16 protein-coding genes are annotated in these 23071 nt (G+C 68.9%); 9 read left to right on the forward strand and 7 right to left on the reverse strand.

Annotated elements, in window-relative coordinates:
- The first annotated feature begins 2 nt into the window (after positions 1–2).
- The 5 genes from cobA to ABD243_RS08015 all read left to right on the forward strand — a co-directional run bounded on the left by cobA (position 3) and on the right by ABD243_RS08015 (position 4435).
- Positions 3–1037 carry a uroporphyrinogen-III C-methyltransferase gene (cobA, locus tag ABD243_RS07995; protein ID WP_344364063.1) on the forward strand — a complete coding sequence of 345 codons (1035 nt, stop codon included), beginning with the start codon at positions 3–5 and terminating at the stop codon, positions 1035–1037.
- Between the two features lie 8 nt (positions 1038–1045).
- Positions 1046–2179, forward strand: a complete 1134-nt coding sequence (locus tag ABD243_RS08000) for a uroporphyrinogen-III synthase (protein ID WP_116766073.1) — start codon at positions 1046–1048, stop codon at positions 2177–2179.
- A gap of 198 nt (positions 2180–2377) precedes the next feature.
- Positions 2378–3298 carry an FAD-dependent oxidoreductase gene (locus ABD243_RS08005; protein WP_344364067.1) on the forward strand — a complete coding sequence of 307 codons (921 nt, stop codon included), beginning with the start codon at positions 2378–2380 and terminating at the stop codon, positions 3296–3298.
- A 160-nt stretch (positions 3299–3458) separates the two neighbouring features.
- Positions 3459–4157 (forward strand): deoxyribose-phosphate aldolase, encoded by a 699-nt coding sequence (gene deoC, locus ABD243_RS08010; protein ID WP_344364070.1) that lies wholly within the window; start codon positions 3459–3461, stop codon positions 4155–4157.
- 53 nt (positions 4158–4210) lie between these two features.
- Positions 4211–4435 carry a hypothetical protein gene (locus tag ABD243_RS08015; protein ID WP_091250653.1) on the forward strand — a complete coding sequence of 75 codons (225 nt, stop codon included), beginning with the start codon at positions 4211–4213 and terminating at the stop codon, positions 4433–4435.
- A gap of 53 nt (positions 4436–4488) precedes the next feature.
- Here the strand turns inward: ABD243_RS08015 and ABD243_RS08020 are convergent, their stop codons facing one another.
- The gene (locus ABD243_RS08020) at positions 4489–5319 is read right to left on the reverse strand and encodes a metal-dependent hydrolase (protein ID WP_344364073.1); all 831 of its coding nucleotides are present in this window, start codon (positions 5317–5319) and stop codon (positions 4489–4491) included.
- Positions 5320–5325: 6 nt separating this feature from the next.
- On the reverse strand, positions 5326–8967 hold the full coding sequence (mfd, locus tag ABD243_RS08025; protein WP_344364075.1) for a transcription-repair coupling factor: 3642 nt from the start codon (positions 8965–8967) through the stop codon (positions 5326–5328).
- Between the two features lie 284 nt (positions 8968–9251).
- Here mfd and ABD243_RS08030 point away from each other — a divergent pair, with 284 nt between their 5' ends.
- From ABD243_RS08030 to ABD243_RS08045, 4 genes are all read left to right on the forward strand, one after another.
- Positions 9252–10739, forward strand: coding sequence for an SDR family oxidoreductase (locus ABD243_RS08030; protein ID WP_344364077.1), 1488 nt, complete (start codon positions 9252–9254; stop codon positions 10737–10739).
- A gap of 48 nt (positions 10740–10787) precedes the next feature.
- Complete coding sequence (locus ABD243_RS08035) at positions 10788–11285, forward strand: DUF2505 domain-containing protein (RefSeq protein ID WP_116766067.1); 498 nt, start codon at positions 10788–10790, stop codon at positions 11283–11285.
- A 4-nt stretch (positions 11286–11289) separates the two neighbouring features.
- Entirely contained in the window at positions 11290–11511 is a 222-nt protein-coding gene (locus ABD243_RS08040; RefSeq protein ID WP_344364080.1) for an SCO4848 family membrane protein, read from the forward strand.
- Between the two features lie 156 nt (positions 11512–11667).
- A complete protein-coding gene (locus ABD243_RS08045) occupies positions 11668–12981 on the forward strand; it encodes a UDP-glucose dehydrogenase family protein (RefSeq protein WP_344364081.1) in 1314 nt (437 codons plus the stop codon).
- A gap of 28 nt (positions 12982–13009) precedes the next feature.
- On the opposite strand, the gene sufU is transcribed toward ABD243_RS08045, so the two are convergent.
- The 5 genes from sufU to ABD243_RS08070 all read right to left on the reverse strand — a co-directional run bounded on the left by sufU (position 13010) and on the right by ABD243_RS08070 (position 22895).
- Positions 13010–13465 carry a Fe-S cluster assembly sulfur transfer protein SufU gene (gene sufU, locus ABD243_RS08050; protein ID WP_344364083.1) on the reverse strand — a complete coding sequence of 152 codons (456 nt, stop codon included), beginning with the start codon at positions 13463–13465 and terminating at the stop codon, positions 13010–13012.
- Positions 13466–13476: 11 nt separating this feature from the next.
- Positions 13477–14784 carry a SufS family cysteine desulfurase gene (locus ABD243_RS08055; RefSeq protein WP_344364085.1) on the reverse strand — a complete coding sequence of 436 codons (1308 nt, stop codon included), beginning with the start codon at positions 14782–14784 and terminating at the stop codon, positions 13477–13479.
- Between the two features lie 374 nt (positions 14785–15158).
- On the reverse strand, positions 15159–16763 hold the full coding sequence (locus ABD243_RS08060) for a sugar transferase (RefSeq protein ID WP_344364088.1): 1605 nt from the start codon (positions 16761–16763) through the stop codon (positions 15159–15161).
- 601 nt (positions 16764–17364) lie between these two features.
- Positions 17365–20109 (reverse strand): LuxR C-terminal-related transcriptional regulator, encoded by a 2745-nt coding sequence (locus ABD243_RS08065; RefSeq protein WP_344364090.1) that lies wholly within the window; start codon positions 20107–20109, stop codon positions 17365–17367.
- A 95-nt stretch (positions 20110–20204) separates the two neighbouring features.
- Positions 20205–22895 (reverse strand): helix-turn-helix transcriptional regulator, encoded by a 2691-nt coding sequence (locus tag ABD243_RS08070; protein WP_344364094.1) that lies wholly within the window; start codon positions 22893–22895, stop codon positions 20205–20207.
- Positions 22896–23071: the final 176 nt, after the last annotated feature.

The following is a 23071-nucleotide window of genomic DNA, read 5'->3' on the forward strand; positions in this document are numbered from 1 at the left end:
CCATGCAGCTCAGCATTGATCTCACCGGACGCGAAGTCCTCGTCACCGGCTCCGAGCACGCCGCGCGCCAGGCCGTGCGGCGCTATGAAGCCGCCGGCGCCGTCGTGTACCGCCTCAGCACCCCGCAGGGTGCCGGCAACGACGGTCCGCTGCCCGAGCGCCCGTTCCTGGTGGCAGCGGTCGACGACGGCCAGCCCGGCTGGGAGACGCTCCTGAACCGCTGCCGTGCCGCGGGCATTCCGGTCGCGGCCGAGCCGGCTGCCGGCCCGGCGGGACACGTCACGCTGGTGGGCGGCGGCCCCGGGACCCCCGAACTGCTGACCGTCGCCGCCGTGGCGGCGCTGCGCGATGCCGACGTCGTGTTCTACGACCGGCTCGCCCCCTACCAGGAACTGCCGTCCCTGACGTCCGCAGACCTCGTGGACGTGGGCAAGAAACCCGGCCACCACAAGGTCAGCCAGGCCGACATCGAAAAGCTCATGGTGGAAAGCGCGCTGGCCGGCAACAATGTGGTCCGCCTCAAGGGCGGGGATCCCTATGTCTTCGGCCGCGGCGGCGAGGAAGTCGCGTCCTGCGTCGCTGCCGGTGTTCCGGTCCGCGTGGTCTCCGGGGTCACGAGCGCCATCTCGGTGCCGGCCGCCGCCGGCATCCCCGTCACCCACCGCGAAGTCAGCCACATGTTCACCGTGGTGTCGGGCCACGCCCCGCTGACCGAGAACGAGCTCAAGCACCTCGCCGGGCTCGGCGGCACCATTGTGGTCCTGATGGGCATCGGCACCCTGCACCACCTCGCCGCCGGGCTCCGCCGGGCCGGAATGCGGTCCGACATGCCGATGGCCGTCGTCGAGCGCGGCTACCGCCCCGGCCAGCGCACGACGATCGCCGAGCTGGGCACCATCACCTCCGCGGCCGCCGGCTGCAGCAACCCGGCCGTCCTGGTGATCGGTGAGGTCGTCCGGGTGGCCGAGGCCAACCGGGGCTGCGCCGAGGCCGCGGCAGAGCTCGACCGCCTGGCCGCATCACTGATGGAAGCGTAGGGATTTTCATGACCGCACTGAACGCCATCGCCGAGGACGGGTCCGAGAAGGACCTTCCGCTGGACGGCTTCCGGATTGGCGTCACCTCGCACCGCCGCTCCCAGGACCTCATCGAGGCCCTGGAGCGCCGCGGTGCCGAGGTGCTCCACGCCCCGGCGCTGAAGATCGCCCCGGTCCGGGAGGACCAGAGCCTGGTCGAGGACACCCGGGCGATCATCGCCGCCCGGCCCGACCTCTGCATCGCCACCACCGCCTACGGCATGCGCCGCTGGTGCGAGGCGGCGGACACCTTCGGCATTGGCGAACAGCTGCTCGAGACCCTGTCCTCCACCCGCATGTTCGTCCGCGGGCCCAAGGCGCGCGGCGCCGTCCGTGCGGCCGGGCTCGCCGACGTCGGGATCAGCAGCGACGAAACCACCTCCACACTGGTGGACATGCTCCTTGCCGAGGGCGTGCGGGGCAAGACTGTCGCGGTACAGCTGCACGGCTACACCGACGTCCGCCAGCTCGAGCGCCTGCGCATGTCCGGCGCTACCGTCCTGACGGTCACCCCGTACCGCTGGGTCAAACCCGACGGCGCCGACCGGCTGCCCAAGCTCATCGAGGCCGCGTGCAGCGGCAACCTGGATGTCCTGACCTTCACGAGCGCCCCCGCCGTGGATGCGATGTGGAGCACGGCGCACGAGATGGGGGTCTACAAGCAGCTCGTGGAGAGCCTGAAGACCACTGTGGCAACCGCCGTCGTCGGTCCCATCACCGCGCAGCCGCTGATCGACGCCGGCCTGCAACCGCTGATCCCGGAACGGTTCCGGATGGGCGCCCTGATCCGGCTGGTGTGCGAGCACCTCGCCCTCAACCACGTCCGCCGGCTGGACACCGTCTCCGGCAGCGTGGAGCTGCGCGGCCGCTCGCTGCGGATCAACGGCGAACCCGTCGACATGGCGCCCGCGCCCCTGCTGCTGCTGCGCGCGCTGATCGGCGCCGGCGGGGCCGTGCTGTCCCGCGAAGCGCTCTCGGACCTGTTGGAACTGCGCGGCTCCGTGCACGCCCTGGACATGACCGTCAGCAGGCTGCGGTCGGCGCTGCCGGACACCCGTCTGGTCGAAACCGTGGTGAAGCGCGGCTACCGGATCCGGGTCTAATGCCGGCGGCGGAGGGGTCTCTGCGGAGGGCTCGCCGCCGGGATGTGACGCACGGCATTACCGGCCGGTAAATACTGGCGAACGGACAGGGCCGAAGAGGCAACACCCGGGAAACACCCCGGAAAAATCGGGCGCCTAGGCTGGGGTTCATCAAGCACACCGGCCACACGATGGCCACCCCAGCGAAAGGGCCAGCACATGTCCGCTCCGGCATTGTCTCCCACCTCCGGCACGTCTTCCTCGAAGGCAGCCGCTGCATCCACCGCCGATTCTCCGACGACAGCCACCACGGCCGCCCGGCCCAGGATCGTCATCGCCGGCGCCGGCCCGGCCGCCCTGGCCCTGGTCCGCCAGCTCACCCGGACCCCGTTTGCCGGTGCCATCACGGTGCTCAGCAACCGCGATGACGCGCCCGAGGAACTGCTGGAGCTCGCCGTCCTGCCGCAGGTGTCCGTCCGCTTCGGCCAGCCGGCCAGCTACATCGATGCCGGGAACCGCCTCGTGACCACCGCCGACGGCATGGAATTCAGCTACGACGAACTCGTCATCGCCACCGGGTCCGCCCCCGCCGAGGCCCCGGTGGAGGGCGCCGCCCGGTGCCTGAGCTACTCCACGATCGACGACGCCGCCCGGCTGGGCGACGCCGTCAAGGACGTCACCCGGGTCCTGGGCCGGCGCCCCCTGGGCATCCTGGTCGGCACCGGCTCCGCCGCCGGCCAGGCCGAGGCCGTGCTCCGGTCCCGCGGCGTCCGTCCCGTCCGCACCACTGTCCGGCCCGCCGCCGTCGTTCCCACCCTCGCCGGGTCGGTCCTGCCGGCATCCGGCATCGTGTTCGAGGACGGCTCCAGCATGAACGGCGACCTCGTGATCCTCGCCGAGGAGCGCATCGCCCGGGACGAACTGGCCGCCACGGCAGGACTCACCACCGCACCCGGCGGCGGAATTGTCATCGGCCAGGACTTCCGCACCTCCGTGCCCGGTATCTGGGCAATCGGGGACGCCGCGGCTTACGACGGCGTCCGGCTGGGACTGCTCGTGGCGTCCGGCTCCGCCGCGTCGGTGTGCGCCTCCCAGCTGCTGCAGGCCACCATGGGAAGCCCGCTCGCGGAGGCTGCCTGATCGTAAGGGGCCGGCCCGGCGGGCACATCCGCCGGGCCGGTCCTATGGCAAGATGGTCACCTGATAAGCCGCGAACCATGCGGCGCCGACAGGGCCCGCAGGCCCACAAGGCCCGGGTAAAGGACCGCAGCGTCCCAGGCCCGCCAGGAAAGGGACCACCATGAGCCACGAAGCCGCCGCCGAGGGCACGCCCGGCATTGCCTCCTACATCGACCACACCCTGCTCAAGCCGGAGGCCAGCGAGGCCGAGATCCTCAAGGTCTGCGCCGAGGCGGCCGAGTACCATTTCAAGTCGGTCTGCGTGAACCCGGTGTGGGTCAAGACAGTCAAGACCGCGCTCAAGGGTTCCGGCGTGCTGACCTGCTCCGTGGTCGGTTTCCCGCTGGGCGCCACCCCGAGCGACGTCAAGGCGTTCGAGGCCCGCGGCGCCGTCCTGGACGGTGCCGAAGAAGTGGACATGGTCATCAACATCGCCGCGGCCCGCGCCAATGACAAGGGCTCGCTGGTGGATGACATCGCCGCCGTCGCGGAGGCCGTCCACGAGGGCGGCGCCATCCTGAAGGTCATCATCGAAACGGCGATGCTGAGCGATGAGCAGAAGGTGCTCGCCTGCGAGGCTGCGGTTGCGGCCGGGGCGGACTTCGTGAAGACCTCCACCGGTTTCAACGGCGGCGGTGCCACGGCCGCGGACGTCGCCCTGATGCGCCGCACCGTCGGCCCGGACCTTGGCGTCAAGGCCTCCGGCGGCGTGCGATCCCTGGCTGATGCACAGGCTATGATTGCTGCAGGTGCAACACGTATTGGCGCCAGCTCCGGCATCGCGATCGTCACGGGTGAACAGGGTTCGTCCGCGTACTGATCCGCGCCGGCAGTGCCCACAGTTTTGAGCCCCCAGGGGCCGAGGAGGAACGAATGTCCAGCAACAACACCGAGTCCCGGCGGGTCGAGAACAGCCTCGGATCCAGCATCGCCTTGTTCGTGCCGATGATGGTCCTGTTCTTGGGAGCGATTTACTCGCTGACCTTCCTCACTCTGGACAACCCCTGGCCAATGGCCGTCTGCCTGGTCCTCTTCGCCCTCGCCTTCTGGATCCCGCAGACGCTGCTGGGCCGCTCGGATTCGGCCGGCGAAAACTAGGCTTTCCCGATCCTTAAATGACTGAAGCTCCGGATGTCCGGAGCTTCAGTCATTTAAGCTGCCTGCACTAGCGTGAACAGGCCTTTGACCAGTCCGGTGCCCAGCGCCAGGGCCGCGGGGAAGTGCGCCTTCGCCACGGCCAGTCCCGCACCGAACATGCCCACCATCGCGTAGCCGCTCACCGGGATCAGGACCAGCCATTCCCTTCGCGAGCCCGCCCGGCCCAGCAGCGGGATGGAGAACGCCCCGTTGGCCTTCCAGACGTTCTTGAGCAGCGGCAGTTTCCGCAGCACCTTCGGCGGCTTGATCACCAGCGGCCAGAGCAACGGCACTCCCCCGGTGGTGATCATGTCACCCACAATGTGCACCAGCACGCCGGTGAGCATCGAGATCGGCAGCCAGGTCCACTGGTGCGGCGCGAACCACGTCACCAGGCCCGCCATGACCAGCGCGAAGACCCAGTTGCTGATCCAGCCGTACTTGGGAAAGAGCTTCAGTGCCTTCGCGGCGATGTTGATCATGAACATGCACAGCAGGCCCGCCCCGACGGACAGCAGCCCCCACCGGGTCTGCACCTGCAACTGCCCGGCGATCGTGGCCAGCAGCACGAAGAACGCCGCGCCCAGCACCGAATGCGTGCCCTGCCGGTGGCCGCCGCTGACGTTCTCGATGCCGCGCGCCACCATGTTGGACAGCGGCGGCAGGGCGTGCGCCACGGTGCTGGCACGGTGGTCCCAGTCGCAGACCAGCGCGGTCCCCGCCGTCGCCATGGCGCCGATCACGATCCCCGTGGGGTCCAGCGGGTACCAGCCCAGGGCGTAGGGGCCGGTCGAGGCAATAGCTACCCACGCCGCGGCTCCCGACGCGGCATGGTGTCCTCCCATCACTCTTTACTTCACCGCCAGCGGGACGTCGGTGAAGATGTTGCGGATGACACCGTTGGCCCATTCGAGGATTTCGGCGTCCTGCAGGTCCCGGCCGCCGATCCTCGCGGTCTTGGGCTTGGGGATGAGCACGGCGTCCAGGGCAGGCTTCGCCTGCGCGCCCGGGTACATCCGGGTGAGCCGCATGAGCTTGGACTCCGGGAGCTGGGCCGGGGAGAACTTGATGAAGTTGCCCTGCAGCGCGACGTCGGACAGTCCGGCCTCGCGGGCGCCCACCCGGAAGCGGGCGACGTCGATCAGGTTCTTCGCCGGCAGCGGCAGTTCGCCGTAGCGGTCCACGAGCTCGGCGAGGACCTCGTCGATCGCCTCGTACGTGATGGCGCCGGCGAGTTTGCGGTACGCCTCCAGGCGCAGCCGTTCGCCGGGCACGTAATCGTGCGGCAGGTGCGCGTTGACGGGCAGTTCGATCTTCATCTCGGCGGCCTTCTCTTCGGCCTCGCCGCGGTATTCTGCCACGGCCTCGCCCACGAGCCGGATGTACAAATCGAATCCGACGCCCTGGATGTGGCCGGACTGTTCTCCGCCCAGCAGGTTGCCGGCGCCGCGGATTTCGAGGTCCTTCATGGCCAGCTGCATGCCGGCGCCGAGCTCGTTGTGGGTTGCGACGGCCTTGAGCCGCTCCAGCGCCACCTCGCCCAGGGGTTTCTCCGAGGGGTACAGGAAGTAGGCGTACGCCCGTTCGCGGCCGCGGCCCACGCGCCCGCGCAGCTGGTGCAGTTGCGAGAGCCCGTACTTGTCCGCGCCGTCGACAATCAGCGTGTTCGCGTTGGAGATGTCCAGTCCGGTTTCGATGATGGTGGTGCAGACCAGGACATCGAAGCGCTTCTCCCAGAAGTCCACGATGATCTGCTCAAGCCTGCTCTCGGACATCTTGCCGTGTGCGACCTCCACCCGGGCTTCCGGGACCAGCTCGCGGATCTTGGCTGCGGTGCTGTCGATCGTTGAGACCCGGTTGTGGACGAAGAACACCTGCCCTTCGCGCATGAGTTCCCGGCGGATAGCAGCGGAGGTCTGCTTGTCCGTGTAGGGCCCCACGTAGGTCAGCACGGGGTGGCGTTCTTCCGGCGGCGTGGCGAGGGTGGACGTTTCGCGGATGCCGGTCAGGGACATCTCCAGGGTCCGCGGAATCGGGGTGGCACTCATGGCCAGGACGTCCACGTTGGTGCGCATCTTCTTCAGCGCCTCTTTGTGTTCGACGCCGAAGCGCTGCTCCTCGTCCACGATCACGAGGCCCAGGTCCTTGAACGCGAAGTCCTTGGACAGCAGCCGGTGCGTGCCGATGACGACATCCACCGCGCCGGATTTGACCCCTTCGGCGGTCTCCTTGGCTTCTTTCGAGCCCTGGAAGCGGGAGAGCGGCTTGACCCGAAGCGGGAACCCGGAGAACCGCTCGGTGAAGGTCTCGTAGTGCTGCTGGGCCAGCAGCGTGGTGGGCACCAGCACCGCCACCTGCTTGCCGTCCTGGACCGCCTTGAACGCGGCCCGCACGGCGATTTCGGTCTTGCCGTAGCCGACGTCGCCGGAGATCAGCCGGTCCATGGGGATCTCGCGTTCCATGTCGGCCTTGACCTCGTTGATGGTGGTCAGCTGGTCCGGGGTTTCCACGTACGGGAAGGCTTCCTCCAGTTCGCGCTGCCACGGGGTGTCCGGGGCGAACGCGTGTCCGCGCGAGGCCATCCGGGCCGAGTACAGCCGGATGAGCTCGCCGGCGATTTCCTTGACGGCCTTGCGGGCCTTGGACTTGGTGCTCGCCCAGTCCGCCCCGCCCATCTTGCTCAGCGCGGGGGTGTCCCCGCCGACGTAGCGGGTGACCTGGTCCAGCTGGTCGGTGGGCACGAAGAGCCGGTCGCCGGGGGCGCCGCGCTTGGACGGGGCGTATTCCAGCACGAGGTATTCGCGCACCCCGTCCCCTCCCCCGGCCACCTTGCGCTGGATCAGTTCCACGAACCGGCCGATGCCGTGCTGTTCGTGCACCACCGAGTCGCCGGCCACGAGCTGCAGCGGGTCCACGGCGTTCCGCCGCTTGGAGGGCATCCGCCGCATGTCCTTCGTGGACCCGGCGGACGTCCGGCCCAGCAGGTCCGCCTCCGTCAGCAGCGCCACCTTCAGCGGGTCCAGGACAAAGCCGCGTCCGACGGCGGCGGTGGTCACCTCGATCAGGCCGGCCTGCGGCTCGTCGTCGAGCCTGTCCACCCGGGCACACGGGATGTTGTTGTCATGGAAGAGTTCGGCGAGCCGCTGGGCCGGGCCCGGGCCCTCGGTGACCACCACGATCCGCCACTGGTCCCGCACTCGGGAGCCGATGAAGTCCATCATTTCGGCCACGTCACCCTGGTAGCCGCGGGGTTCGCGGGCATGCAGGTTCAGGACATCGACGTCGGGCAGCAGGTCCTCGTCCGTGGCCAGGGAAGTGATGGACCACCACGAGACACCGTGGGCCAGGGCCGTGGTGCGGGTGTCTGTCAGCGACCGGAAGCTGGCCGAATGCAGGGCCTCGGACGCCGCGGAGCTCAGGTCCAGGGGTGCGGTCCCGCCGTCGGAGGCCGTGGACCAGGCCGCCTCGAGGAATTCCTCGTTCGTGGCGGCGAGGTCGTGGGCCCGGGTGCGGACCTTTTCCGGTTCGATCACGACGGCAACGGAGCCGGACGGGAGCTGGTCCAGGAACGGGACCATGGCGTCCACCAGCACCGGCGCCAGGGACTCCATGCCCTCGATCGCGATGCCGCCGGCGATCTTTTCCAGCATGTCCGCCGCGGCCGGCAGCTGGGACTTCAGCGTCGCCGCGCGGGACATGACCGAGGGCGTGATGAGGATTTCGCGGCAGGGCGGGGCGTGGAGCTCGGTGGGATGGTGGACGCCCGGCGCGGAGAGGGAGCGCTGGTCGGCGACGGCGAACCACCGCATCTGTTCGACTTCGTCGCCGAAGAACTCGACCCGGATCGGGTGGTCTTCGGTGGGCGGGAAGACGTCCAGCATGCCGCCGCGCACCGCGAATTCGCCGCGGCGCGTGACCATGTCCACCCGGGCGTAGGCGGCCGCCGCAAGGCTCTTCACGACGTCGCCGAACGGGGCCTCCTGGCCGGTGGTCAAGGTGACGGGGACCAGTTCGCCCAGGCCTGCCACGATCGGCTGGACCACGGCCCGGACCGGGGCGACGACGACGCGCAGCGCGCCGGCGCCGGCCGCTTCGGGGTGGGCCAGGCGGCGGAGCACGGACAGCCGGCGGCCTACTGTGTCCGAGCGCGGCGAGAGCCGTTCGTGCGGGAGGGTTTCCCAGCTGGGGAACTCGGCGACGGCGTCGGCCGGCAGGTAGGCACGCAGTGCCTCCGTCAGGTCCTCGGCCTCCCGGCCGGTGGCCGTGACGGCCAGGACGACCGGGGCCGGGCCGGCACCTGCGTCAGGACCCGCCGAGATGCCGTCGGCCACTTCCGCGAGCAGCGTCGCCCGGAGGCCGGCCGGGGCGCTGATCTGGTAGTCCTCGCTGCGGCCGGCGAATCCGCGGGAGGCCTCGGCCCGGACGCGGGCGTAGGTGCGGTCCTCGGCGAGGACGCGGCGCAGGCCGGTGAGAGACGGGCCGTTGAGGCTCATAGCTGTTGCTCCTGAGGTGATCACGGAAATGCAGGCAACACGAATAGCCGAAATTCGCAAGAATCCCGGGTCTTCCAAGCCTACCGCGGAGCCCGGGGGCGGCCGCACCCGGGCTCCGCGGGCTGTGCCCGTCCCCGGACGCTCCCCGGTCCCCGGAAGGCCCCATCGGAAGGTCACATGGGGCTAGGCTGGCGAAAGGGACGGGCGGCGGCCATCCGCCGCGGCCCCCGCTCCGAATGGCTTGGTAGGCCACCCGCCAACCTGCCGGATGAGAAGGAGTCACCATGAACAAGTCCGTGCTCGTCACCGGGGCCACCGGCTACATCGGCGGGCGCCTGGTCCCCCGGCTGCTCGAAGCGGGACACCGGGTCAAAGTCCTGGTCCGGACACCGGCCAAAATCGCCGGCGTGCCGTGGCTGGACGACGTCGAAGTGGTCCAAAGCAGCCTCGACGACGGCAAGGCACTGCGGGCGGCGCTCGACGGCGTCGACGTCTTGTACTATCTGGTCCATTCCATGGCGGCCGGCGCCGGCTTTGAGGCCAAGGAACAGTCGATGGCCGCGACGGCGGCCCGGGCGGCGGCCACGGCCGGGGTGGACCGGATTGTGTACCTTGGCGGGCTGCATCCGGCCGGCGCCGAGCTGTCCACCCACATGCGTTCCCGTGAGGCGGTGGGGAAAGTCTTCCTGGACAGCCCGGTGGACGCGGTGGTCTTCCAGGCCGGCGTCGTCATCGGGTCCGGATCGGCGTCGTTCGAAATGATCCGGCACCTGTCCGAGACGCTCCCGCTGATGCCCGCCCCGAGCTGGGTGCGCAACAAGATCGAGGCGATCGCCGTCCGGGACGTGCTGTACTACCTCGTGGCCGCGGCGTCGCTGGAAGGACCCATCAACCGGACGTTCGATATCGGCTGCCGCCAGGTGCTCAGCTACGCGGGCATGATGAAGGAGTACGCCGCCGAGGCCGGCCTGCCGCACCGGGTGGTCCTGGCGCTGCCGGTGCCCGCGCCCAAGCTGGCCGGCATGTGGGTGGCCCTGACCACCCCGATCCCGCTCGCCATGTCCCTGCCGCTCGTCGAATCGCTCCAGCACGACGCCGTCGCCCGGGAGCACGACATCGATGGCTACATCCCGGTGCCGGAGGGCGGCCTGACGCCCTACCGCAAGGCCGTCGCCCTCGCCCTGGGCAAGGAACGCGACGGCCAGGTGGAAACCACGTGGGCCAGCGCCGGCGTCGACGCCGATCCCCTGCCGAGCGACCCGGAATGGTCCGGCCACACGGTGTACCTGGACGAGCGCAGCTTCCACAGCGAGGTCGACCCCAGGCACGTGTGGACTGTCATTGAGGGCATCGGCGGCCGGAACGGCTGGTATTCGCTGCCGCTGGCCTGGCAGGTGCGCGGCTGGCTGGACAAGCTCACCGGCGGGGCGGGGCTGCTGCGCGGCCGCCGGCACCCGCACCTGCTGGCGGAGGGCGAAGTGGTGGACTGGTGGCGGGTCGAGCGGATCGACCGCGGCCGGCTCCTGCGGCTCCGGGCCGAAATGCGGGCCCCGGGCCGGGCGTGGCTTGAGCTCTCCGTGGAGCCGGAGGGCACCGGCAGCCGTTACCGCCAGCGCGCCATCTTCTTCCCCAAGGGCCTGAGCGGCCGCCTCTACTGGCTCGCCGTGCTGCCGTTCCACAGCGTCATTTTTCCCGCGATGTCGCGGAACATCACCGCCGCTGCCCGTGATCTGGAAAACCTCGAATCGGAGCCTGCCAGCCACACCACGTAGGATGTTGGAGCCCGAAACGTCCACTTCCACACCACGGAGGACCCCCCAATGGCCCTGAGTGCATCCACTACCGTTCCGCACAGCGTCGACCGCGTTACCGCGGTTTTCGTCGATGAAGACTTCCTGCGCCACACGAGCGAGCTCGTTGGCGGCACGCTGGAATCCTTCGCCCTCGACGGAGATCCCGCCGGCGCGTTCAGCACGACCACCGTACGGACCATCCCCACCACCCGGATGCCGGACATCGCCCGGAAATTTGTCGGCGAGAGCCTGAAGGTGACGCAGCTGGAAGCCTGGGAGGCGCCCGCCGCCGACGGTTCCCGGCAGAGCAAGATCTCGCTGAAGGTCGCCGGCGCACCGCTGGATGTGAACGCTGTCCAGCGTCTCGTGTCCGACGGCGGCAGCACCCGGATCGAGCTCGAGGGCAACGTGACCTCCTCGGTGCCGTTCCTTGGCGGCAAGATCGCCGATGCCGCAGAACCGATGGTCGGCAAGGCCCTGAACCTTCAGTCCCAGCAGGCCCAGGCCTGGCTCGAGAGCCACTAGCACCATGCAGCTGCCCGCGTTCCTCGCCTTCGTCCTGATTGTCTCCGGCATCTGGTCCCTGGTCGTCTGGCCGCAGTTCCTGCGGCGCGTCATGAAGGACCCGCGGGCCCGCGACGCCAACGGCAAGGCCACGCGCTTCCTGACCGTCCATGTGGTCCTCGTCAGCATCTCCATGGTGCTGGGGGCCGCGACGGCGGCAATCGGCATCGCCGGGCTGGTCAGCTAGCATTCGGCACGCCGGCGGTTGCCTCCGCCGGCGTGCCGGAATTTAGCCGGAATTCATGCCCCGTTGGGATGCCGGCAGTAGCACTCCACGAGACTGTATGATCCCCGCGCCACCGCGTACTCTGTGAACAGGCCACGACGGGAGGACAGCGAGCGTATGCGGATCTCGGTTATCGGTTGCGGCTATCTGGGCGCGGTCCATGCCGCGTGCATGGCAAAGTTGGGGCATGAGGTTGTCGGCATCGATGTCGACGAACACAAGGTGGCGCAGCTGTCAGCGGGGCACGCCCCGTTTTACGAACCTGTGCTGGATGATCTCCTCTCCGAGCTTGAAGAGTCGGGGCTGTTGCGGTTCACCACCGACATGTCGGCCGCCCGGGGCGCGGAGGTCCACTTCATCTGCGTCGGAACGCCGCAGAAGCGCGGCGAGAACGGCGCCGACCTGCGCTACGTGGATGCCGCCGTCGCGGCCCTTGCCGCCCATCTCTCAGCGGGCGACGTCGTCGCCGGGAAGTCCACGGTCCCGGTGGGAACCGCCGCACGGCTGGCCGAGGTCCTGGCCGATACCGAGCCGGGTGCCACCCTGGTCTGGAATCCGGAGTTCCTGCGCGAAGGTCACGCCGTGACGGACACCCTGAACCCGGACCGGTTCGTTTACGGGATACCGGACGGCAGCGAGGACCATCCCGCCGTGGCCGTCCTGGACCGGGTCTACGAGGCTCCCCTCGCGGGCGGGACGCCCCGGCTGGTGACGGACTACGCCACCGCAGAGCTCGTGAAGACGGCCGCCAACTCGTTCCTCGCCACCAAGATCTCCTTCATCAATGCCATGGCCGAGGTCTGTGAAGCCACGGGGGCCGACGTCACCCGGCTGGCCGATGCGATCGGACTTGATGACCGGATCGGCAGGAAGTTCCTGAACGCGGGCATCGGATTCGGCGGCGGCTGCCTGCCCAAGGACATCCGGGCGTTCATGGCCCGGGCCGGCGAGTTGGGCGCCGACCAGGCGCTGACGTTCCTGAGGGAAGTGGACGCCATCAATATGCGGCGCCGGACCCGCGTCGTGGAACTCACCCGGGAGCTCTGCGGCGGCACTTTGCTGGGACAGCGGATCGCCGTGCTGGGGGCGGCCTTCAAACCCGAAAGCGACGACGTCCGCGACTCACCGGCCTTGAGCGCAGCCGCGCAACTACAGCTGCAGGGCGCCGTGGTGACTGTCACGGACCCTCAGGCACTGGCCAATGCGGCCCGGCGCTTCCCCGAACTCCCGATGGAGCAGGACCTTGAGACGACACTGCAGCGGGCCGACGCGGTGTTGCTGCTGACCGAGTGGCAGGAGTATCGGGAGCTGGATCCCCACCTGACCAAGGCGCTGGTGACATCGCCACGCATCCTGGACGGGCGTAACGTCCTGGACCCGGCCAAGTGGCGCGCCGCCGGGTGGGTCTACAAGGGGCTTGGCCGACCCTAGCCGGACGCGTTGTCCGATCGCCCTGAGCTCAGGCCGCCAGCGCCTGGCCGAGGGCGTCTTCCGCGGCCACCCACGAGAGCATGGCGCACTTGACCCGGGCGGCGTAGCGGGATACGCCCTCGAATGCGGCGGCGTCGCCCAGCAGCTCCGGGTCGGCCGCCACCTTGCCGCGCGAGCGCAGCACTTCGCGGAAGCTGTCAATCACGGCGCGCAGCTCCTCGACGGTCATGCCCTCGGCAAGGTCCGTCAGCACGGAGGCCGAGGCCATCGAGATCGAGCAGCCATCGCCGTCCCAGCGCAGCTCACTGACTTTCCCGCCGGCCACGGACACCCGGACCGTGATCTCGTCGCCGCAGGTCGGATTCAGCTGGTGGGACTGCCCGCTGCTGGCCCCCGCAGGTGCCTCCGCCGCGGCCAGGCCGCTGCCGTGACGGGCCTTGGAGTGTTCCAGGATGATCTGCTGGTAGAGCTGGTCAAGACTCATGGATGTCCGTCCTAGGCTTGGAAGTAGGCACGGACATCGGAGACCGCGTTAAGGAACGCGTCCACATCGTCCGTGGTGTTGTACAGGTAGGTGCTGGCCCGGGTCGTGGCCGTCAGTCCGAGCCGGCGGTGCAGCGGCTGGGCGCAGTGGTGTCCCACTCGCACGGCAATGCCCCGGCTGTCCAGGAACTGGCCGACGTCGTGCGCGTGGACGCCCGCGACGTCGAACGCGGCAAGGCCAATCCGTTCCTCCCCCGCCGCGGGGCCCAGGACCCGGATTCCGGGGATGGAGCCCAGGCCTTGCACCAGCCGCTGCCCGAGTTCTACCTCCCAGGCATGGATGCGGTCGATCCCGGTTTCAGTGAGATAGTTCACCGCCGCGGCGAGCGCCACGGCCTGCGAGATGCGCTGGGTGCCGGCCTCGAAGCGCTGCGGGCTCGGCAGGAACCCGGCACGTTCCATCGTAACGGTGGTGATCATGGAGCCGCCGGTCAGGAACGGCGGCATCGCGTTGAGCAGCTCCGAACGGCCGTAGAGGGCACCGATTCCGGTGGGGGCGAGCATCTTGTGGCCGGAGAACACCGCGAAGTCGACGTCGAGCGCCTTGACATCCAGGGGCAGGTGCGGCACGGACTGGCAGGCGTCGAGCACCACGAGCGCCCCCGCGGACCGGGCCAGGCCGACCAGTGCGGCCACCGGGTTGATGGTGCCCAGGACGTTGGAGGCGTGGGTGAACGCCAGAATCCGGGTGCGGGGGCCGATGATGCCGGCGGCGGCCTCCAGGTCCAGGGCTCCGGCGTCGTCGATGGGAATGAACTTCAGGATGGCGCCGGTCCGGGCCGCCAGCTCCTGCCACGGAATCAGGTTGGCGTGGTGTTCCATCTCCGTGACGACGAGTTCGTCGCCCGGGGCCAGCGCGAACCGGGCGGCGTCGGGAGTCGCGCCGGGCAGGGAGGCGTTCAGGAACGAGTAGGTGAGCAGATTCAGGCCCTCCGTGGCGTTGGAGGTCCAGATGAGTTCGTCCCACTCCGCTCCGATGAAGTCGGCCACGGTCTCCCGGGCGTTTTCGAACACCTCGGTGGCCTCGACGGCAAGATGGTGTGCCCCGCGGTGCACCGCAGAGTTCCGCTGCTCATAGAACTCCTGCTCGGCCTCGAGCACGCTGAGCGGGTTCTGCGAGGTGGCCCCGGAGTCCAGGTAGACGAGCGGTTTGCCGTTGACGTGCTGCTGCAGGATCGGGAAGTCGTTGCGGATCCTCAGGACCTCGTCGTTTCCGAGCGCGGCGGCAGAGCGGCGGAGGTGGGCTGGGGTGGCAACCATGGCGGGGACTCCTGAATCGGCGTTCGCTGCGGCGCACCCCGGCCGGCCGGGCAGCCGGCCGCAGGAAATACGTCACACAGATTAAACCTAATTATCCCACGTTCCCGCAGCCCTCCTGCGCGGTCACCGCGCGGAGCCGCACGCCGCGGAACTCAACGGGAGGTCCGGCGTCGTAATTCTTCAGCACAGAGATGCGCACGGGTGTACGATGTCTGGCAGCCAAAGCTGGTGTACGACATGGCTGCGGCGAGATCATGCTCGCTCGAATCTGAAGAATGATTTCACAGCGCATGATCCCGGACCTACGGAGCCCGGCCGTTCGATCAGTATGTTGTCGGCGCCGGTTCACGGCCCAGTACCGGCGTTTAGTTCGTCTAATAGGCCCCCACCGGATGAAGAATGACCCTGAACGTTCGCCACAGGATCATGATGTCGCCGGTCAAAGACCAGTTCTCCACGTAGTAGAGGTCCCATCGGACGCTCTCGTCCCAGCCCAGATTGGACCGGCCGTTGATTTGCCACAGACCCGTGATGCCCGGTTTGATCAGCAGCCGCCGGCTCACGTCCCCCTCATACCCCTCGACTTCACACGGAAGCTGAGGCCGCGGCCCGACCAGGCTCATGTCCCCCCTCAGGACGTTCCAGAACTGCGGCAGCTCGTCCAGCGAGTACTTCCGGAGCCAGCGGCCGCAGGTGGTGATCCGGGGATCGTTCTTGAGCTTGAACAGCAGCCCCGCTCCCTCGTTGAGGTCCCGCAGTGCCGCCAGGTCCTGTTCGGCGGTAGTGACCATGGAACGGAACTTGACCATCTTGAACCGCTTGCCGTTGCGGCCGACCCGCTCCTGGCGGAAGAACACCGGTCCTTGGCTGTCGCGGACGATGATCCAGGCCAGGGCGCCGAGCAGGGGTGAGAGGATCAGGAGGGCCGCGGCGGATGCCACGATGTCCACGAGCCGTTTGAGCGTGTGCTTGCCGCCGGTGAACCGGGGCAGTTCCACGTGCATGAGGGGCAGTCCCTCAACGGGACGCCAATGAATCCGGGGACCGGCGACGTCGGTCAGGCTCGAGGCCAGCACGAGGCCGGCGCGGGTGCCTTCCAGGGCCCACCCCAGCTGCCGGATGGACCGGGTACCGCCCTGGAGCCGTCCCGCCACCACCACGGCGTTCGCGCCTGTTTCGGCGACCTTCTCCGCGACCGAGTCGACGTCGCACAGGACAGGAACCCTCTGGGCGGAAATTTGCACGTGGCTTTCGGTGTAGCCGGCGGGCAGGGCTGCCCCCACGACCTCGTAGGCGGCACCGGAGACCTTGCCGAACTGCCGGATCACGTACTCGACGTCCGACGGTTCCCCGACGACGATCACCTTCGACAGGTAGTGGCCGAAGAGTCTCTGGCGGTTCAGCCAGCCGCGCCACTGCCACCGGTTGATCAGCAGCAGCAGGGCACCGGCCGGAAGCGCGAGGGCAAAGTGGCTGCGGACCACATCGATGCCCGCGACGATCACGATGATGGCGATCCCGCCGAAGACGCCCAGGGTGGCGTCGAGGACCCGCTTGTATTCCTCGGAGCCGATGCCGAGGACGGTCTCCTCACGGGTGCGGTGCACTTCGAGCGCCAGGACCCAGGCCACGACGAAGGCAATGCTGACGGCGAGGTACGACCCTCCCGCTCCGCCGCGTGACAAAACAGGTCCGCCTTCCTCGAAGTGGAAGGCGTAGGCGGCGGCGACGGCGATCGCGACGATGGCGGCGTCCGTGATGCGGAGCCAGCGGCGGTAGCATTTGGCCCAGGACTTGCCCGAGTCCACCAGCTCCGCGTCCGCCAGCGCGGCCGGAGCGTTCTGGCTGCGGCCTGCGTCGGCGGCGGCCCAGGGCTGGCCGAGCGGTCCGGCGCTCGAGGCCAGGACCGGCTGGGTCCGGCGCGTCAGGCGGCTCCCCCGTGACCGGTATCCCCGGCGGCGCTCATCGACGGCGCTCATGCCGGGTCCGCGTTTCTCAGCGGTGGGGACCCGGGTGCAGACCGGTTAAGGGAGCCGGCGGCGGCTGGGGGGAGAGCCTCGGTCTCAGAAGGCTCTGACGCCGCCGGCTCCGACCTTGGCGCACGGCTGCCGGTGAAGGCACCGTACGATTCCAATGAAGGAGTTCGGTGTAGGGAGGTAATGGCACGACCACCTCTAATGGTGGCAGTGGCTGCTCCAGCAAGCAAGATGGATTTTGAGGCCACACTTTCCTGCAGGTCATACCCGCGGTCGATTACCGCCCTGAAGTTCCTCATTTTGAGACCTTTGTGAGTTGTTCGTGGGACTGACTTAAGTCAATCGCCAGGACCGGATCTACACACGAGTAGCGTTTACCCGACTTCTGTCGGCCAGTTTGCGGCCGCACTACTTGGGGATACTCCCGCCGGCACTCCGGGCCACCCGTGCTGTACGCGGCCGCCCGCGCAGCCGGGGGCCCAGGTGTGGGCGCAAGTGCCGGAGGGGTGTGCCCGAGGGCGCGGCAGACCGTCATGGCCTCACGAGGGCCGGTCAGAGGCATCAGCGGACCGGTCACAGGTGACGGGAGCCAGGGAGTGCAGTGTCAGGGGTGAGGCGTGCCGAGGTCCAGGAGGTCCGCGCGCCGGCCGACGCCGAGCTTGGCGAAGATCCGGGACAGGTGACCCTCCACGGTCCGCTGCGACACACACAGGGCGGTGGCGATCTCGCCGTTCGTGGCACCGCCGGACACCAGTTCCAGGACTTCGGCCTCCCGGGGGGTCAGCGCGGCGCCATGATCGTTATGGACAAGCTCCAGCTGCGCCGACATCCCGGCCTCGACGAGGCGGTGATGGACCCTGCGCTGGACTGCGGTAAGCCTCCACCGGTCCGGATCGTCGGCCAGGATCCGCTCCGCCTGCTGGGCGGCTTCAAGGGCCAGGAGCCCGTGGCCGCCGTTGAGCGCGTCGTCGCTGATGCCAATGAGGTCGGCAGCGTCGCAGGCCGAAACTGCTCGCGCATAGGACTCCAGCAGGCGCGCCTCCGGGCCTTCGACTGCGCTGCTGCTGAGCGCGAGGGCTTCGGCTCCCGAGGTGTCGCCGCTGCGGAACGCGAGCCGCCTGATATCGGTTTCAACGCCCCGCAGACCCTCGCGCAGCGCCTCATCCGCCAGCCGGGCCAGGGCCCGGGCACTGTTCCCGTCCGGCCCGTCTCCGGGGTCCGCCGCCAGGCAGTACGCTTCCGCCGTTAGGCGAAGGGTTGTCGGTTCCCGGTAATCCGAAAGCCGGTAGGCCAGCGAATGCTGGCCGGCCTCACGGTGGCGTCCGACGGCTGCAGCCGCGTAGGCTGCGACGGCATGGGCAAAGGGCAGGAGGTTGAGGGGGTCGGCTATGGTGAGTTCTTCCACGCCGAGCCGCACCTCGGCGAGGCTTTCGCGCATCCTGCCCTGGCGAAGCCTCGAATACCCCCGCATGAGGTGGAGCATGCCGCCGCTGTAGAGCAGCCGTCCGGGCTCGCGGGCCGCGTAATCGTCCAGGACCTGTCCCAGTCCGTCCCAGTCCCCTGCCCGGATCAGGTTGAGGCAGTGGCGTACTACAAGGTCCTCATACACCAGGGGCAGCGCCACGCTCGCGCTGCGGGCGCCGTTCCATGCCTCGCCGTCCAGCCGAAGCCCTGTCCGCAGGCGGCCCTGAGCCGTTAGGAGTTCGGCGAGGCGGGAAACTGCCGGGACACGGATTTCGGGGTTGGTGCCGGCCGATTCAATGAGTTCGCGCAACCCGGTTCCGGCTCCCAGGAAGCGGCTGTCCCACGTGCGGCTCATCAGTTCTGCGGCCAGTCCGGCGGCGGCGGCCCCGTCCCGGAGCTGTTCCTCCGGATCGAGTGTCGAAGGCTGCGTCGACGGCACGGCTGGCAGCGCCAGCGAATCCACGGCCGACGAATCCACAGCGGACGGCGGTTCCCCAGCGGACAGCGGTTCAAGGGCCAGAACAGAGCCCGGGGGCGGGTTCCCCGCGTCGGCGGGCAGCCTCCGGGCCGGCGTCGCGGACCCGATCCGGGCCGCGAGCAGGGCGGCCAGATAGGACGACCGTCCGGCGCGTAGCGGCTGCGCGGACTCCAGGGATGCAACGGCGGCCTCCGGGTGCCCGAGGATGTAGTTCGAATACGCCAGCTGGATGCGTGCTTCGGAGAGGAACCGGACGTCCCGGATGGCCCCGGCCGCCCGGGCGGCAGTCACAGGATCCAGGGCCGTGTTCGCGGCGACAGCGGCGTGCAGCAGCTGGACCGGAGGGATCTCCACGCCGCAGTCCAGGGACCACCGCAACCGGTTCAGGGCCGCTCCCGGCACGGCGGCCCGCGCCGAGGGAAACGACAGCACGCTTGAGCGCAGGGCCGAACTGCGGCCGGCCGGGACCCGGTGCCGGATGATCTCGCCGACAATCGGACTCGCGGGCCGTACCAGCCGGTCGTGCCCGGCGGAGACAGCGATGATTCCTGCCGTGTCCAGCGCATCGACGGCTTTCGGACCGCTGATCCGCAGGATCTGGGCCAGGGAGAGCGGTCCGGCCAGGGCAACGATCGTGGCTGCGGTCTTCTCCTCCGGCGTCATGGAGCGCAGCTGCCGGTCAACGACATCGGCGGCGGGCACCTGGGCCATGTCCGGGTTGGCCAGGAGGAACCATACGCCGTGGCGGAAACCCAGTGCGCCGCTGCTACGGGCATGCTGAATCAGGGACATCAGCATGAGGGGGTTCCCGCCTGCCGCATCATGAAACAGCGCGCTGACCCACGGGGAGACGTCGGCCCGCAGGACCTGTTCGCACAGCTGGTGTGTTCCGGTCCGGCTGAGCGGGGAAAGATCGAATTTGGCAATGATTCCGTCGTCCCACAAGGACAGGAATTCTTCCGGGATCATCGGCCCGGGCCGGCATGCCACCAGGATACCTGCGGCGCAGGTGGCAGCGGCCTGCGCCAGCTGCCGGACAGTCCCGTGGTCGAGGCAATGCGCGTCGTCGACGACGAACAGAGGGCGTTCCGCTTCCGACTTCAGGCTGCCCGCCATCGCCTCCACGACGGCGGCATAGGAGTCGAGTTCACGGTCGGGAAGCCGGGACAGGTACGGCGCCAGGGCGCCAAAGGGAACGGCGGCCAGAGCCGGGGTGGCCGTTAGCCGGATGATGTGACTGCGGGGACCGAGTTCGCGGATGACGGCCTTTACGATGGCGGTCTTGCCCGTCCCGGCCCCGCCGACCACGAGTGCACCTGACCTGGTGTCGTCGCGCAGGCAACGCACCAGGTCCTTGACCAGCGCCGATCGCTCGATCAGCGGGGCGGTCTCAGTCAGGCTTTCCATTGCCGGTTCTTCCTGCCGTCCTCTGCTTGCCCGGGACAGCTGCCCGGAGCGTGCCGGCGTCAGCCGTCCGGGCAGTTGCCCGGACCGTGCTGGCGTCAGCCGAGCCGGGAGCTGTCTGCCGGAGTTGAGATGACATCTTTGAGTTCCGATCGGCTGGCGACATGCAGCTTCGAATACACCTGGTAAAGGTGTCCCTCGACCGTGCGGACCGATACGTGCATCTGTTCCGCGATCTTGCGGTTGGACGTGCCGGCAGCGGCGCGGACCGCGACTTCGCATTCCCTCGCCGTCAGGGTCGAGGTGGTGAGCGAATGCAGACCGTTTTTGGGACTGCCGAACTTGTCATCGAGTGACTGCTGCGCCCGCTGGGCGATCCGCAGCGCGATCCGGTTGCCGGCATCGTTGGCGCAGCTGACGGCTTTCCGGGCCGCATCCCTGGCGAAGACCGCGTTGCCGGATGCGTCAGCGTCCTTGGACGCCCCTAGCAACTGTTCGCTGTCGGCCTCCCTCATGCCCTCGGCGAGCCGCGAGCACAGGGCCGCGAATTGTCCGGTCACCCGGCTGCTCAGGCTGTCCAGCTTCTGGCCCATCTGGCGGTCTCCCAGCCGGGCGGCCGCGGACAGGAACAGGAGCGCCGGGGCCAGGGCCGAGGATTCCGTGTCGCTGTCTGCCTCGGCCGTGAGGGCGCGGATGGAAATGGCCCTCTGCCCGAGCTCGGCTTGGGCCGAGAGTTCGAAGTAACGGGTGAGCCGTCCAACCAGCCACGCCGCCGGTGTCCCGGGCTGGGCAAGGTCGCCCAGCAGGACGGCAGCCGTTTCCTCCTCGCCCTGCAGGGCGGCGGCATAGGCACAGACCGCGGTAGCCAGGCCCGCCAAAGCCTCGGGGTCCTGGGCCAGGAGCTGCCACCTGCCCGCCTGAAGCCTGGACAGGGCATCGTCGAGATGTCCGGAGTGCAGGTCAATGACGCCCTGCCCGATCTCGAACATCCCCCCGAGCCGGGTCTGGGGCTCTCCGCCGCCATACGTCTCTTCGAGGTAGACCGATGCCTCCCTGAACTTGGCCGAGAGCAGCAGCAGCAACAGGAACCTGCCGCGGATCTCGCGGACCGCGCGGTCCGTGAGCCGCACGTTCGCGGTGGCCGCCAGGATCTGCTTGCCCAGGACCATCGCCTGCACGACGTTGCCGCTGACAGCCAGGGCCTCGCAGCGCACGCTGGCGGTCACAAGCCGCGGTTCGCTGCCCAGGTCCGCCGTGTCCATGCTGTCGGTCGCGGCAAGGACATCGGCGTAGCGTCCCTGGAACGCGGCGAGCTCGGCCTCGGCCAGGCGCAGCTGCTCCCGCGCCGCGCTGACGGCGGAGCCGCGCTCCGCAGGCTCGGCAGCGAGCCGCTCCGCGAGTTCCCGCAGCCGTGCCCGGGGATCGGTTCCCGGGGCAGTGCTGCGCTTTTCCAGCTCTGCGCGCAGCAGCTGCAGGGCCGTCCATTCGGCCAGCGGAAGCGCCCCGCGGGCTTCTTTGTCCAGCGACTCCAGGACCCGGTGTGCGGACTCATCGTTGTTTACGGAGATGTGGGCGGTCACCGATTCGATGGCCAGGGGGACGGCGGGCTCGCCGCCGTCGATCTCCTGGACGAACCGCAGGGCGGCTGCGGGGTCGGACGCGCTGTTGGCTGCGCGGGCCGCCGCCAGGGCGACCTCCGGGCTCACCTGCTCCCCGCAGTCCAGCGCCCAGGCGACGCCGGTGGAGCCACCGGCGTCCAGGGCGTCGGACTCCTGGAGCACGGCGGTGAGCCGGCGGCGGAGTTCGGCGCTGCGTCCGGGCGGGACAACGCTCGCGACGATTCCGGCCGTCACCGGGTTGGCGACGCTGACCATCGGCGGATGGTCATGCGTCACCCTGATCAGGGTCCGCTCCTGGAGCGCGTCCATATCCTGGGGGTTGGCGATGAGCATGAGGGTCTGCAGCGGGACCGCCCCGGCAAGGGCCAGCAGTTCAAAGACGTCGCGCTGGCCGGTGCCGAGCCGGTTCAGGCGGGCCTTCACGACGTCCCGGATCTCGCCCGTCAAGGCGATCGGGCCGTTGCCCAGGAACCATACGCCGTCCTGGCGGACCACTGTGCCCAGCTTGATCTGTTCGCGGGCCAGGGAGTGGAGGAACAGGGCGTTGCCCCCGCTCGCGCTCCAGAGCGCCCGGGCGGCCGTCAAGGAGAACCTGCCGCCGTATTCGTGGTGCAGTGTTGCGGCCGTCTCGGCGAAGTCAAACGGGCCAAGGTCCACCCGCCGGAGCAGGTCATCCTTCCACAGGCCCATGATGTCGCCGCCGACGTGAGGCATGTCCACGCACGCCGCCAGCAGCGTGACATGGGCACCTGCGCTCAGCTGGGCCACCATCATGCTCGAGAGCTCGTCGAGGTCATGGGCGTTGTCCACGAAAAGGACGATCTGCCGCCCCTCGGACTTTTTGTGCAGCAGCTGGGTCAGCCCGCGCAGCACCATCAGGGGGTGCTCGAGGTGGGAGGCGTCGAGGTCGTTCAGGAGGACGCTCAGGGCACCGTAGGGAAGTTTGGAGGAGATCGAGCTGCCCCTGACCTGAACCACCAGGTACTCGTCGCCGAGCTGCTCAATGGCGCGCTGGGCGATAAAGGATTTGCCGGCCCCGTGGTCGCCCACGAGGACTATGCCGCACCCGGAACCCGACGTCAGGGTTTGCACGACGTCGGCAACGAGCTGTTGGCGGGTGAAGGGTCTGTCTTTGTTCCGGCCGTGGCCGTTTCGTTGCGCCGGAAACATTGCTTCTGTCTGGCCGCTGCCCGCTGGCAAGCCGGCGTCTTGCTGGAACATATGAGAGACCTTCGCAATCAAAGTTTTGAGCGGTGATACCTCCACCGTATTGACTACGCGTATTTTCGGTATGCGTAAGTAGTACTCGATTACGCAGCGAGTATTCGGCCGGCTCTACGTAGCTG

This window comes from Arthrobacter humicola, assembly GCF_039531445.1.
GTDB classification, from domain to species: Bacteria; Actinomycetota; Actinomycetes; order Actinomycetales; family Micrococcaceae; genus Arthrobacter; species Arthrobacter humicola.

Bases quoted from the DNA above. Each gene is read 5' to 3' on its own strand.
- cobA (WP_344364063.1), top strand. From the start codon at position 3: ATGCAGCTCAGCATTGATCTCACCGGACGCGAAGTCCTCGTCACCGGC.
- ABD243_RS08000 (WP_116766073.1), top strand. From the start codon at position 1,046: ATGACCGCACTGAACGCCATCGCCGAGGACGGGTCCGAGAAGGACCTT.
- ABD243_RS08005 (WP_344364067.1), top strand. From the start codon at position 2,378: ATGTCCGCTCCGGCATTGTCTCCCACCTCCGGCACGTCTTCCTCGAAG.
- deoC (WP_344364070.1), top strand. From the start codon at position 3,459: ATGAGCCACGAAGCCGCCGCCGAGGGCACGCCCGGCATTGCCTCCTAC.
- ABD243_RS08015 (WP_091250653.1), top strand. From the start codon at position 4,211: ATGTCCAGCAACAACACCGAGTCCCGGCGGGTCGAGAACAGCCTCGGA.
- ABD243_RS08020 (WP_344364073.1), bottom strand. From the start codon at position 5,319: ATGGGAGGACACCATGCCGCGTCGGGAGCCGCGGCGTGGGTAGCTATT.
- mfd (WP_344364075.1), bottom strand. From the start codon at position 8,967: ATGAGCCTCAACGGCCCGTCTCTCACCGGCCTGCGCCGCGTCCTCGCC.
- ABD243_RS08030 (WP_344364077.1), top strand. From the start codon at position 9,252: ATGAACAAGTCCGTGCTCGTCACCGGGGCCACCGGCTACATCGGCGGG.
- ABD243_RS08035 (WP_116766067.1), top strand. From the start codon at position 10,788: ATGGCCCTGAGTGCATCCACTACCGTTCCGCACAGCGTCGACCGCGTT.
- ABD243_RS08040 (WP_344364080.1), top strand. From the start codon at position 11,290: ATGCAGCTGCCCGCGTTCCTCGCCTTCGTCCTGATTGTCTCCGGCATC.
- ABD243_RS08045 (WP_344364081.1), top strand. From the start codon at position 11,668: ATGCGGATCTCGGTTATCGGTTGCGGCTATCTGGGCGCGGTCCATGCC.
- sufU (WP_344364083.1), bottom strand. From the start codon at position 13,465: ATGAGTCTTGACCAGCTCTACCAGCAGATCATCCTGGAACACTCCAAG.
- ABD243_RS08055 (WP_344364085.1), bottom strand. From the start codon at position 14,784: ATGGTTGCCACCCCAGCCCACCTCCGCCGCTCTGCCGCCGCGCTCGGA.
- ABD243_RS08060 (WP_344364088.1), bottom strand. From the start codon at position 16,763: ATGAGCGCCGTCGATGAGCGCCGCCGGGGATACCGGTCACGGGGGAGC.
- ABD243_RS08065 (WP_344364090.1), bottom strand. From the start codon at position 20,109: ATGGAAAGCCTGACTGAGACCGCCCCGCTGATCGAGCGATCGGCGCTG.
- ABD243_RS08070 (WP_344364094.1), bottom strand. From the start codon at position 22,895: ATGTTTCCGGCGCAACGAAACGGCCACGGCCGGAACAAAGACAGACCC.